The sequence below is a fragment of the Devosia sp. genome (assembly GCF_040509215.1).
Classification (GTDB): domain Bacteria; phylum Pseudomonadota; class Alphaproteobacteria; order Rhizobiales; family Devosiaceae; genus Devosia.
Genome location: NZ_JBEVLL010000084.1, coordinates 1 through 11,069, shown reverse-complemented (window position 1 = coordinate 11,069; position 11,069 = coordinate 1). Strand labels below are relative to the sequence as shown.

Here is an 11,069-nt window from a genome sequence, read left to right as displayed (position 1 = left end):
CGCGAAGTCCTGCCCCATTGCGGGCACGATCAATCGCGACGATCCTTATCCCACGAATAAAAGCAAGGATGGGGACATGATCTTCGCCCCCGACTGGACTTACTCTGCCGCACGCCGCGTCTCCGTGTGCCTTTTGGCGCTCGCAGCATCAGGCGCGGCGCAGGCCGCCGAACCCTACATCCTGGGCATTTCGGATAAGCTGGCCATCAAGGTAGTCCAATGGAAAGCCGCCGACTCCACCTTCGAGGAATGGACGGCGCTTGGCGGCGATTACGTCGTCGGCGCCGACGGCAATGTGAATTTCCCCATGGTCGGTCCAACCGAGAGCCTGGGTAAGACCAGCACCGAGCTGGCCGCTAATCTCGGCATTGCCCTGCAGCAGTCCCTTGGCCTGCCAACCGCACCTTCAGTCACGGTAGAGGTCTCCACCTATGGCCCCATCTACGTCTCGGGCGATGTCGGCTCCCCCGGCGAATACCCCTTCGCCCCCAACCTGACAGTCGTAAAGGCCCTGGCCCTCGCCGGCGGCGAACGCCGCAGCGCCGAAGCCGTGGCCCGTCCCGAAAAGGAAATGCTGAGCACCTCAGGCGCTCTCGACGTTCTCGAAGACGAATATGCGCGCCTCCTCATCCGCCGCGCCCGCCTCGATGCGGAACTGGCAGATCAGGAGCAAATTCTGGTTCCCCCTGAACTCGAGGGCCATCCCGACCTCCAATCGCTCCTCGCCGCCGAGACCGCAATCCTTGAGGCCCAGAAGCGGCAGGCCGAAGCCCAGTCGACCTCCCTCACCGACGAAGTCGGCCTCCTCACGACCCAGATCACCGCTTTCAACCAGAAGCAGACCAGCGCCGAGGGCCAGCTCGAAACCGCCCGCGACCAGCTCGACAAGATCACCGCCCTTTCCGACGATGGCCTCGCGCTCTCCTCGCGCGTGACCTCGCTCCAGACCAATGTGGCCGATCTCGAGTCCCGCTTGCTCGATACCGAAACCGCGACCCTCCAGGCCCAGCAGGCCATTGCCACTGCCAATCGCGAACAGGCCCGCCTGACCGATCAGCGCATTTCCGATCTCACACTCGAGCGCCAGACCGTCGACGGCCAGATCAGTGCCCTTGCCCTGAAAATCTCGACGCAAAAGGGCCTCGTCCAGGAAGCCGTACTCTACACCGGCGTCTCCGCATCAAGCGAAACGGCCCCCTCCTATAGCTACGCCATCATCCGCGACGGCGCCGAAATCCCCGCCGAGATCGGCACCCCGCTCATCTCCGGCGACGTGGTCATCGCCCGCCTGGCCTTCGCACAGTGAGGATTTTGAGATGAAGCAAACGCTTGGACTTCTCGCCCTTCTGGCCGCAGGCATCGCCCCCCCGGCCCTTGCCCAGGAAGCCTTCTTCGATGGCTTCGACACGCTCGACCAATCCCGCTGGTACGTCGCTGATGGCTGGGCCAATGGCGCCCATCAGAACTGCACCTGGTCCACCGATCAGGTCACCGCTTCAGGCGGCATGCTCCGCGTCGGCTTCTCGCCCCAGCCCAAAGGCGACCGCCAATATCGCTGCGGCGAATTGCAGACCCGAACCGCCTATGGCTTCGGCACCTACGAAACCCGCCTCAAGACGCCCTCCGGCTCCGGCCTCAACGCCGCCTTCTTCACCTATATCGGCCCGCAACAGGGCAAGCCGCACGACGAGATCGACTTCGAAATCCTCACCCGCGACACCGGCCACGTCGACACGACCACCTTCGTCAATGGCAAGAGCGGCGACGGCGAAATCGGCAGCGGCCAGTCCCACGCCCTGCCCTATCCCTCCGACAGCGACTTCGTCACCTTCGCCTTCACCTGGGAGCCGGACCAGCTGCGCTACTACATCAACGGCCAGCTCGTCCGCACCATGGACGACCCCGAGACCATCCCGAGCAATCCCCAGCGTGTCTTCTTCAGCCTCTGGGGCACGGACACCCTGACCGACTGGATGGGCCAGTTCACTCCGGTGACCGCCCCCATCGCCATGGAGGTCGACTGGGTCGCCTTCACGCCGCTCGACCAAGAGTGCGCATTCGAACAATCCATCCTCTGCCAGGACTGAAAAGGACTTCTCGATGAAGCTGGTATTCTTCCGCGGCCACGTGCCCAATTTCGGCGATGAGTTGAACCTCCACGTCTGGCCCGCGCTCCTGCCCAAGGGCTTTCTCGACGAAGACGAAAGCGAGCTTTTTGTCGGCATCGGCTCCATCATCGGCGACCACCTCCCCGAAAAGTCACGAAAGTTCGTCATGGGCTCGGGCTATGCGGGCTATATGGGCCTGCCCGATGTCAACGATGGCACCTGGGACATCCGCTTCGTCCGCGGCCCCAACACCGCAAAAACTCTCGGCATCGATCCCAAGCTGTCGATCTGCGACAGCGCCATTCTCCTCCGCGCCATGGACCTGCCGCCCCCCGACGACAGCGTCAACATCGCCTTCATGCCCCATTATGAAAGCCTCGAGCGCGGCGACTGGGCCGAGGCCTGCCGCATGGCCGGCATGACCCTGATCGATGCGACCGCGCCCGTAGACACCGTCCTCAGCCAGATCCGCGGCGCCCGCCTCCTCATCACCGAAGCCATGCACGGCGCCATCGTCGCCGATGCCCTGCGCACCCCCTGGATCGGCGCCCGCCCCATCTATGGCGGCCACCACAAGAAGTGGCTCGACTGGGCCGGCGCCCTCAACCTCGACGTCCGCCTTAACGAACTCAAGCCCACCAGCGTCCTCGAATACTACATCGGCCGCACCGGCCGCGGCGGTCGCCTCGGCAAGGTCGGCCAGTTCAACGCCTCCCCCCTCGCCGCCATCCCCAACCGCATCTTCACCAGCATCGCCGCCAAGCACCTGCAGCAAATGGCCCGCCTCGAGCCCCAGCTCAGCAGCGACGCGAAGATCGTCGAAGTCACTGAAAAGGCTCAGGCTGCCGTCGACGGTTTTGTCCGCAGCCGCCTGGCGGTAAGCTAAAAAGGGGGCTCACGCCCCCTTTTCCAACTCCCCAAACTCTCCCTCTATCGTCATTGTCGGGCTCGTCCCGGCAATCCATCTCGCCCCCGCACCGGCCACACCTGGCCAGGTCCGGTGTTGACGATATCTTTCTGGCTCAGCGCTTCTTCCGCAAGAACCCCACCATCCGCTGCACCCGCTCGCGACCCAGCACAACAATGACCGCCCCGTAGCTCGTCCCCGCGACACCAATGGTCGCAGCGAGCCGCAATACCGGCTCCGCATCACCCATTTCTCGTTGCACCAGCCACCCCGCGCCCCACATCACTGCGGTTGCCAGCACGGGCAGCGCGAACGATCCCAGATACGACAGCAGCGAAATGCCCAACAGCCGCACCACCATGTGCAGCGTCGGCATCCACATCAGCGCATTGAGCACCACCAGCGACACCGTCAGCGGCAACAGGCCCCATCCTGCAAACAGGAAGACGTAGAGCACCGTCACCACCTGCTTGCTGAGCACATAGTAGAACCACAGATCCGCCTGCCCCTGGCTGCGGATCAGCGAGGCCTGCAAAATCCCCACCGCGGTGAGAACGCCCAGCGCGCAAAACGCCTGTACCACCGGCACCGCCTCGATCCAGTGCTCGCCAAAGGCGAACGGAATGAGGTCACCCGCCACCAGCGCCAGCCCGGCGAAAACCGGAAATGCCACTACCGACGACGCAAAGGTCCCGAGCAGATAGGCCTCGCGCAGCTTCGCCTTTTCCCCCTGCATCGAAGACAGCAGCGAATAGGAAACAAGGTTCAGCGCCCCCGACAGAAGGTCCGTGAGTATCTGAAAAATCCGCCGCGCAAAGCCATAGATACCCAGCCCCGCCGGCCCGAGCAGCGCGCCAATGAGAAGCTGGTCAAGGCTGATCGTGGTGACGAAATGATTGCCCGTCGAAAACAGCCCGAACGCCTTGAGGTCACCCAGCGCCTTGAGGTCAAATCGAAGCCCCGGCCTCCACCGCGCCGCTATCAGCGCCCCTATACAGGTCGTCACCGACCCCGCCAGTTGCGAAGCCGCCAGCGCCCAAAGCCCAAACCCGGCCCAGAGCAGCCCCAGGCAGACCACCGCCGCAACGAGCGACGCCGCCGTCGTCCGCAGCGCTAGCATCCTGAACGACATGGTCCGCACCAAGAGCGCATTGGGCACCGCCGCAGCCATATCGAAAATCACCCGCGCCGAAATGAACGGCACCAGCGCCGTGAGCAGCGGATCGCCCGAAGACGAAGCCACAAACGGCGCCGCCACGCAGAGCGCGCCAAAAATCAGAACCGCCGCCCCAACGCAAAGCCAGAACACCGTATCAAGATGCTTCGCCTCAATATCGGTCCGCTGGATCAGCGCCTCGCGAAACCCCGCCGGCGCCACCGCCAGACCGACCGTCGAAATACTCGCGGCAAAGGCCACAATCCCGAACTCCGCCGGGGTGAGCACCCGCGACGTCGCCAGAAACACCAAAAATCCGAGGAGGGCCGGCGCGAGACTGCTGACCAGCGACCACATCGTGCCCTTGATCGCAGCCGAAGCCCGGCCCGATTTCAGATGATCGAGCCGCTTGCCTCCCACTTCTGTAGTGACCGTCATGCGCTGTGCCGCATCCCATCGCGCGAGGCGACAAACCGTTCAAATTCCGGCGTCACCCGCCCGAGCACCCGGATCATTAGCCCGCGCAGTCGCAGCTTTGCCGCCTCGATCGGCGAGACATGCGGCATGATCCCCTGCCCCAGTAGCGCCTTGCCGACATTCACCGCACGCACGCCAATCGGCGTCGCAAACCGTGGGTCCGTCAAAAACCGGGCCCGTTGCTCGGTGCTCGCCTCGGTCCAGACCCGCTGCCGTAGCGCCTGCACGGCCCGCTTCAGATCCAGCTCGCGCCGCAAATACCCGGCATTCAGCTCTGCATTCCGCGTCGTCTGCTCGGCATTCTCGGCCCAGACCGCCAGGGGCTCCATGGCCACATAGACCGGCTCCACCACCGAATAGGTCCGCAGATATTCCTGCAACGTCGCCGTGCATCCATACTGGATTTCGAGCGGCGACTTCGCCCTCAGCGACCAAAAGAGCCCGCCATTGGAAACCCCGATCCCCGCCAGCAGCGCCATGCGAAAGTCCGCACCCTCGTAAAGCCCTTCGGTAAAGAGCTCGTCGAGCACACCCACATCGCTCACCGAGGCCCGCTCGGTGCCGCTGGCATACTCAAAATACTGATTGCGCAGCACGATCTCGACACCCTGGCTCCGCACCAGCGCAATGTTCGCCGCACAGAAGTCGGGCAGGATGAAATTGTCGTCTTCCACCACGCAGAAAAACTCCGCCGCGTGCGGGTTATCGGCCGAAAAGCAGTGGTCGATGTTCTTCGAAGCAAAGAGCTGCGGCGTGTTCGCCGTATAGCGAATGCGCTTGTCTCCAATCGCCGCGACTACGGTTCGCGCCGCCTGGTCCGGATCGTCGTCATAGACGTCGCACACCCAATGCGGCCAGGATTGGTCGATCATCGAATAGAGTGCGCGGCGCAGAGCCTCGGGGCGCTTATAGGTCGGCGTGCGGAAGTGGACGAGGCCGGGCTGGTACTCGGACATGGCTGAAAAGACCTCCAGGACGGCGCCTCGCGGGCGCAGCAGATTGGGCGCGCAGGGCAATCAGCCCCTGCGCGGCATAAATGAGAGTGGCAATGCCCATGATCGAGCGGATGGAGAATTCGAAGAACACCTCCACCTCGATGAAGCTGCGAAGGATCATCAGCGCCTGCAGCGCCAAGAGCAGCGCATTGGGCGCATTGGGCCGGGCAAAGGTATAGGCGGCCATGGCAATGGCCCCGCCATAGATGATGGCGATCTGCATGGTCAGCCCGATCAGCCCGATCTCGACGGCGTTGGAAATATAGGTGTTGTGGAAGTTGAACCCGGCGCCCGAGGGCACGTCGAACATCGCCCAAAGCTCCTCGGCCGGCGCAAAGCCGATCACCCAGAAAGAGCGATAGCCCAGCCCCTGCAGGGGCCGCTCGGCAATAAAACTCAGCCCCGTCGCCCAGAGATCGGTGCGTCCCGTCAGGGTCGCGTCCTTACCCGAGCCTTCGAGCACTTCTGCCAGCAGCGTATCGCCCGCCACCACGATCAGTAGCGCCAGCGCCGCCCCCACGATGACAAGCATCACGACCACAAAGACCTTCTGCATGCCCGTCAGCCGCGAAATCAGCAAAGTCAGCAGAATGACCGCCATGCAGGGCGCCAGCATCAGAATGGCGCCCGCCGATTGGGCCAGCGCAAGCAGCGGCCCGGACAGCACCGCGCCGCCCGCCGCCAACAGCCGCAGCATAACAGGCGAGTCCCGATCCACGGCGACCGCCACCGATATCAACGCAAAGACCGCGATATGTGCTGCCACAGCATTCTTGCTGCCAAACGCACCGACCCAGGCGCCGCCCAGCCCCGTCTTGCCAAAGGCGAGACTGGCCACCACGCCGATGCCATAAACAATGAACATCAGGCGCATCAGCGTCGACGTGGACACCCGCCCGGTAATCACAATGGCCACCGCCAGCGTAAACGCCAGTTGCAGCCCATAGCGCAGCGAATTGGAAGGGTAGAGCGACCACAGCGAGGTCAGCATGCAATAGGCAGGCAGCAGCAACACCGGCCACCACCGCCTCAGGCTATCGATCGTCTGGTGCGGATTGCTCACGATCAGCAACGCCCCGCAGCCCATGAAGGCCAGCGCCGCCATCGACCCGAGCATGGCATTGAGCACCAGCGCCGCAAAGGCGCCGAATGTAAGAAGGGTAGCCATGTTGACGGTCAACCGCGCCGGCATCTGCATCAAGACGCCTCCGCCATTTCCGGCGCCGCCACCACCACCTCGGGAATGAACCCGGCGGCATAGCGCCCGGCAGCATCGAGCGGAATGCAGCGCACCGCGCCCGTTCCGCGCCGGGCCGCCAGCCCACGCCAGATTTCACGCTTGGCCGGCGCCGACCAATCCGTCAGCGACACCGGCACATAGGCCGGCACCATCTCACCGGCTCCCGCGCCAAGCACGAGCACGGGCGACGGCAACGCGGCCTGCGCCGGCGCCGCGCGCCGCTGCCGACCTTCCGCAAACGAAGACCACAGCCGCCCAACATGTCCGGGATTCCGCGCTACCAGCGCCAGAACAGAAGCCAGCCGGCGAGCCTTCACGCTCGCCACCAGCCGCTCATAGGCGAGCCCCTGCTCCAATCCCGATAGCCGCTGCCTGAAGGCAGCTTCAATCCGCCCATCGAGCGGCCCAAAAGCACCAACCAGCGCCTTCTGTCGCCCAACCATGGCTTCCATATCCGCCACCGAAAGGCGATGCGAAATCGACCCCGAATGACGGCGATAAAGATAAAACGGTTCCGGCACGATCAACATGCGCGCGCCATCGAGCAGCAGCCGCAGGATCAGGTCGAAATCCTCCCCGATCCGCAGCCCCTCGTCATAACGCACCGCCTTCAGCCGCTCCGCCGAGATCAGCGGCTTCAGATAGCCCAGCGCCGGCGAACCATCGGTTCCCGCCAGCACCCAGCGCTCAGCCGAAACCAGAAAACTCCGCTCCACCCCCTCGCCCAGCATCAGGCGGGGCGCAGAGCCATCCTCGAAAAACAGCAGCAGGTCGTCGGCCACGATATCGGCATCATGGGCAGCCGCAGCCGCCAGCAGCCGCTCGAAACGTTCGGGGTGAATGATGTCATCGGAATCGACCACCGCGATCCAGCGCCCGCGCGCCACATCAAGCGCCCGGTTGCGGCAGCGCGCCGGTCCGCCGTTCTGATCGGTGGTGATGAGCCTGATCCGCCCATCGACCTCCATCAGCCGCCGCACATGGGCAAGGCTGTCATCCCCCGAGCCATCGTCGCTGACGATGACTTCCAGGTCAGATACACTCTGGCGCAGCACCGAGTGGAGGGCGTGAACGATCTTCTCGCCCGCCTCAAAATTGGCCATCACCACCGAGATCAGCGGCGCGGCCCCGGCCGGGGCTTCAGGCAATATCGACATCGGCCGCAGCCGTTTCTGCGGGCGCCCCGTCGAGCTGCCCGATCAGTGCGGAAAACTCCTCCATCTGCAGCTCGAGCTGCGACACGCGCTTGCGCGCATTGGAGGCACTCTGCTCGGCCGAGCGGATCACCGCCTCGTCGGCCGCAGCCCGCGTTCCATACTCTTCGGATGTATCGAGCATGGTGGCGGCCTGGGCATAATACATGCTCATGCGCTGCTTCAGCCCGTCGCGTTCGCGGCGGGCATCGGCGAGTGCCATCAGAATGGCATTGCGCACGGTTTCCATTCGGGCCTGGTCCGTCTCGGCGTCCCGGCCTGGATTACGGGTGCGAAACGCACCCGGTCGAAGCGAAAGAATGGCCATCGAAAACTCCTATCGGCTGCCAGAGCGCAGGGCGACGACCTTCACGGTCTTGAGAAGAATGACCATGTCACCGGTAAAGCTCCATTCGCGCACATAGGTGCTGTCGAGCTGTACGCGTTGGTCATAGCCGACATCGCTGCGGCCACTGACCTGCCAGAGCCCGGTGATCCCCGGACGCACGGCCGAATAGTGGGCAATATCATCGGCATAACGGACGACTTCGTCCTGCACGATCGGCCGAGGCCCGACAAGGCTCATATCCCCGCGGATCACGTTGATCAGCTGCGGCAGCTCGTCGAGGCTGGTCACGCGCAGGAATTGGCCGAGGCGGGTAATTCGTGGGTCGTTCCGCAGCTTTTGCGTCTCTTCCCATTCGGTCCGTGCCTGGGGGAACAGTTCAAGGTGACGCTGTAGCGCCTCTTGGGAATTGACCACCATGGAGCGGAATTTGAGGCACCGGAACCGGCGCCCATTGAGACCGAGCCGCTCATGACCGAAGAAGATCGGGCCGCGGTCGGTCGAAAACATGATGACGGCGATGAAGAACATGGCCGGCAGCGCAAAGATCAGCATCGTAGAAGCAGCAAGCACATCGAAGGCACGCTTGGCGACGCCCCCACGGGGCATGCCGGCTTTGCTCGGATAGGTAGATTCGCCGACTTCGGCATTGATGATCGACATGATGTTCTCTCTCGCAGAATGGACTTGCGAAGAAAGGCAGCAGAGCCCGCCTTTTCTTGACGTGCGGAAGGGGTCGCTGAAGCGCCGTGCGCTCAGTCGAAACCGGGTTTCTCACTCATCTCTGATGGACCCCGAACCATTGGTCCGGAGACGCCGCATTTGGTGTCGACGGCATGTGGCTTGCCGCGACGTATGGTGAACCAAACATGATGGGAAAAGGGTATCAACGCCTCACATGCATAGCTGTCATGCACGGGCGCGGTCACAAATTTGCCCCAAGCAGCAGCGGCAAAGCGAGGCAAATCAAGGTCTTGAGAAGATCGCATTATCCGCGAACGAGATATACTGTACTAAAGTACAGCACCGCGATTTCTCGCGCAGCAAACAAGTAACCATACGTAGATTTGGTCGTATTGCCGTCCCGCCTTAAAGGCTGAACAGGAACATCACGCCGTTCCAGACGAGATAGATGCCGACCCAGGCCAGCGCCATCACACCGATGGCAACCATGCCCCATGGCCAGGGAAAAGGCGCACGCGGGCTGGTGTCGGAGGGGGCTGCCAGGGGCGCCTTGCGGGCCGCGCCATCCTCAGGCCTGTCACCGTCCACGTTCATCCTCCATCTGGCGGGGTTCTTGTCACGCGGCGCCATTTGGGCCGCAGCCTTCTTCCTACCAGCGTCCGGTAAATACACCCCTCGCAGACAGAATAAAATACGTCCGGCCTTCACGACTGCGTAGCGGAGCGTTTTTCGTGTCGTATTTCTGAATCGGCTGCCCCTTCCGAATTTACTTGCGCCGCAACGCCGCCCCCCAGGTCAAGACTTGTGAAAGTATCGAATTACTTGCGAACAGACACTGACACGAATTCGATAAAATGGCGCCTATGTGGCCAATTGCCTTGAAACTAGGCAAAATGAATCGAGGGCAAAACTGCAATTGAGCCATGCGGTTCTGGAACCCAATTTGGCTGGATCGACTTTGGTCTACATGCTCCAATTCAACCTGTTGTTACCCTCAATCAGGAGAAAGCCATGGTAAAACGCGTCAAAACTGCCGTTTTCCCGGTCGCAGGCCTCGGAACACGCTTCCTGCCGGCCACCAAGGCCATGCCGAAAGAGATGCTGACGGTCGTCGATCGTCCCCTCATTCAATATGCAGTGGACGAGGCACGCGAGGCGGGAATCACCCACTTCGTTTTCGTCACCGGCCGCAACAAGGGCGTTATCGAAGATCACTTCGATCGCCAGTTCGAGCTTGAGACCACGCTCGAAACCCGCGGCAAGACCGCGGCCCTCGAAGCCCTGCAAAGGGATCTGCCCTCGGCCGGCCGCACCAGCTTCACCCGTCAGCAGGAGCCGCTCGGTCTCGGCCACGCTGTCTGGTGCGCTAGGGATATCGTCGGCGACGAGCCCTTCGCCCTCCTCCTCCCCGACATGCTGTTCAAGAGCCGCCGCGGCGTCCTCAAGCAGATGGTCGAAGCCTATGAGGAAATCGGCGGCAACATCATCGCCGTCGAGGAAGTGCCGCATCAGGAAGTGTCGTCCTATGGCGTCGTCGGCCGTGGCGAAGGCACCGATGCCGGCTTCCGCATCACCGACATGGTCGAAAAGCCAAAGCCCCAGGACGCCCCCTCCAACCTGATCATTTCCGGCCGCTACATCCTGCAGCCCGAAATCTTCAACCTCCTCGCCGATCAGCCCCGCGGCGCCGGCGGAGAAATCCAGCTCACCGACGCTATGCAGACCCTGATGCACGCCCAGCCCTTCGCCGGCGTCAAATATGAAGGTCAGTCCTTCGATTGCGGCTCCAAGGTGGGCTTCCTCACCGCCAACGTCGCCTATGCCCTGGACCGCGACGACATCGCCGACGACTTCCTCGCCTCCCTCGGCAAACTCGGCCTCCACACCGCCCTCATCGACGGCATGAAGATCGCCGCCGAATAATCTCTCCCTACCCCACTCAAAAGCATGGGCCGCCCGGATC

The 11,069-nt window shown here is 63.0% G+C and carries 11 protein-coding genes; 4 read left to right on the top strand and 7 right to left on the bottom strand.

Annotated features, from left to right (window positions below; genetic code table 11):
• From ABW043_RS04685 to ABW043_RS04675, 3 genes are all read left to right on the top strand, one after another.
• A partial coding sequence (locus ABW043_RS04685) for a polysaccharide biosynthesis/export family protein (protein ID WP_353920071.1) occupies positions 1-1,306 on the top strand: 1,306 nt, incomplete at its 5' end.
• 10 nt (positions 1,307-1,316) lie between these two features.
• Positions 1,317-2,087 carry a family 16 glycosylhydrolase gene (locus tag ABW043_RS04680; RefSeq protein WP_353920070.1) on the top strand — a complete coding sequence of 257 codons (771 nt, stop codon included), beginning with the start codon at positions 1,317-1,319 and terminating at the stop codon, positions 2,085-2,087.
• 13 nt (positions 2,088-2,100) lie between these two features.
• Positions 2,101-2,994, top strand: coding sequence for a polysaccharide pyruvyl transferase family protein (locus ABW043_RS04675; protein ID WP_353920069.1), 894 nt, complete (start codon positions 2,101-2,103; stop codon positions 2,992-2,994).
• A gap of 136 nt (positions 2,995-3,130) precedes the next feature.
• Here ABW043_RS04675 and ABW043_RS04670 read toward each other — a convergent pair whose 3' ends face one another.
• The 7 genes from ABW043_RS04670 to ABW043_RS04640 form a co-directional block, all read right to left on the bottom strand.
• Entirely contained in the window at positions 3,131-4,609 is a 1,479-nt protein-coding gene (locus ABW043_RS04670; protein ID WP_353920068.1) for a lipopolysaccharide biosynthesis protein, read from the bottom strand.
• A complete protein-coding gene (locus tag ABW043_RS04665; protein ID WP_353920067.1) occupies positions 4,606-5,604 on the bottom strand; it encodes a glycosyltransferase in 999 nt (332 codons plus the stop codon). Before ABW043_RS04665 ends, ABW043_RS04670 begins: the two co-directional genes overlap by 4 nt.
• Entirely contained in the window at positions 5,555-6,841 is a 1,287-nt protein-coding gene (locus tag ABW043_RS04660) for an O-antigen ligase family protein (protein WP_353920066.1), read from the bottom strand. Before ABW043_RS04660 ends, ABW043_RS04665 begins: the two co-directional genes overlap by 50 nt.
• Positions 6,841-8,040, bottom strand: a complete 1,200-nt coding sequence (locus ABW043_RS04655) for a glycosyltransferase family 2 protein (protein WP_353920065.1) — start codon at positions 8,038-8,040, stop codon at positions 6,841-6,843. Before ABW043_RS04655 ends, ABW043_RS04660 begins: the two co-directional genes overlap by 1 nt.
• On the bottom strand, positions 8,024-8,404 hold the full coding sequence (locus ABW043_RS04650; protein ID WP_353920064.1) for a hypothetical protein: 381 nt from the start codon (positions 8,402-8,404) through the stop codon (positions 8,024-8,026). The genes ABW043_RS04655 and ABW043_RS04650 overlap by 17 nt, the downstream gene beginning before the upstream one ends.
• Before the next feature lie 9 nt (positions 8,405-8,413).
• Complete coding sequence (locus ABW043_RS04645) at positions 8,414-9,085, bottom strand: sugar transferase (protein WP_353920063.1); 672 nt, start codon at positions 9,083-9,085, stop codon at positions 8,414-8,416.
• A gap of 426 nt (positions 9,086-9,511) precedes the next feature.
• On the bottom strand, positions 9,512-9,694 hold the full coding sequence (locus ABW043_RS04640) for a hypothetical protein (RefSeq protein WP_353920062.1): 183 nt from the start codon (positions 9,692-9,694) through the stop codon (positions 9,512-9,514).
• A 423-nt stretch (positions 9,695-10,117) separates the two neighbouring features.
• On the opposite strand from ABW043_RS04640, the gene galU reads away from it, so the two are divergent.
• Positions 10,118-11,029 (top strand): UTP--glucose-1-phosphate uridylyltransferase GalU, encoded by a 912-nt coding sequence (gene galU / locus ABW043_RS04635; protein ID WP_353920061.1) that lies wholly within the window; start codon positions 10,118-10,120, stop codon positions 11,027-11,029.
• The last annotated feature ends 40 nt before the right edge of the window (positions 11,030-11,069 follow it).

Excerpts from the sequence above, each read along its gene's own strand:
- ABW043_RS04660 (WP_353920066.1), bottom strand. The coding sequence starts at position 6,841 with ATGCAGATGCCGGCGCGGTTGACCGTCAACATGGCTACCCTTCTTACA.
- ABW043_RS04655 (WP_353920065.1), bottom strand. The coding sequence starts at position 8,040 with ATGTCGATATTGCCTGAAGCCCCGGCCGGGGCCGCGCCGCTGATCTCG.
- ABW043_RS04670 (WP_353920068.1), bottom strand. The coding sequence starts at position 4,609 with ATGACGGTCACTACAGAAGTGGGAGGCAAGCGGCTCGATCATCTGAAA.
- ABW043_RS04645 (WP_353920063.1), bottom strand. The coding sequence starts at position 9,085 with ATGTCGATCATCAATGCCGAAGTCGGCGAATCTACCTATCCGAGCAAA.
- galU (WP_353920061.1), top strand. The coding sequence starts at position 10,118 with ATGGTAAAACGCGTCAAAACTGCCGTTTTCCCGGTCGCAGGCCTCGGA.
- ABW043_RS04675 (WP_353920069.1), top strand. The coding sequence starts at position 2,101 with ATGAAGCTGGTATTCTTCCGCGGCCACGTGCCCAATTTCGGCGATGAG.
- ABW043_RS04650 (WP_353920064.1), bottom strand. The coding sequence starts at position 8,404 with ATGGCCATTCTTTCGCTTCGACCGGGTGCGTTTCGCACCCGTAATCCA.
- ABW043_RS04665 (WP_353920067.1), bottom strand. The coding sequence starts at position 5,604 with ATGTCCGAGTACCAGCCCGGCCTCGTCCACTTCCGCACGCCGACCTAT.
- ABW043_RS04680 (WP_353920070.1), top strand. The coding sequence starts at position 1,317 with ATGAAGCAAACGCTTGGACTTCTCGCCCTTCTGGCCGCAGGCATCGCC.